Consider the following 658-nt stretch of genomic DNA (forward strand, 5'->3'; position numbering starts at 1 on the left):
GGAAAATTGTCTTGAATGTTTTTACTTTTGCCATTTTTATTGTCTCCTTTTTCTTCCGAATTTCATTATTATCAATTTCCAGAACTTTGCGCATTGTTCATTTTTCATATTACAAACGTTTGTTGTTTGCTATGTTTAGGTTATATCACACAATGCAACACCTGGTCAACGAATCAGGCCTCTCCTGCAATTTGTTGCATAAATCCAATTCACCTGCCATTTTCATGCAATTTATTGTGTATTTGCACAACAAACTGCATAAAGACTGAAAAATTAGTTTAAAAAGATAATTTTAACGAAAAGGCAAAAAGGAAGCTGCCGCTTCGCAATTTTATTGTTAAAGCGGCAGCCTCCTCTAAAAGGCATATTTTATCTTATAATAACATGGCAGAATTATTGCAGTATGTTTCTTAGTCTTCGAACTGTGTCATGTCTACTTCCGGAAGCTGGCTTCTCTCAAGGCCGAGAGCTACCCATGCTTTCTCTTCATCGTTCAGCGGAAGAACTGGTTTTCTCATAAGTGCTGACTTGAAGATTCCTCTCTGTTTCAGAGCTTCTTTCAGTCTTGCATGAGCTTCACCTGATGGCTGTCCGCCTCCATAAATTGCCTGGGAAATGTGGTAGATACGATCTGACCAATCCTGAGCTTCTTTTAATG

At 38.0% G+C, this 658-nt stretch carries 1 pseudogene; it reads right to left on the reverse strand.

The features are described from left to right. Positions 1-410: 410 nt before the first annotated feature. A pseudogene (locus tag LI162_RS15250) lies at positions 411-658 on the reverse strand (dihydrodipicolinate synthase family protein); the annotation flags it as partial.

This window comes from Mediterraneibacter sp. 210702-DFI.3.120 (genome assembly GCF_020561005.1).
In the GTDB taxonomy this organism is placed as follows: Bacteria; Bacillota; Clostridia; order Lachnospirales; family Lachnospiraceae; genus Mediterraneibacter; species Mediterraneibacter faecis.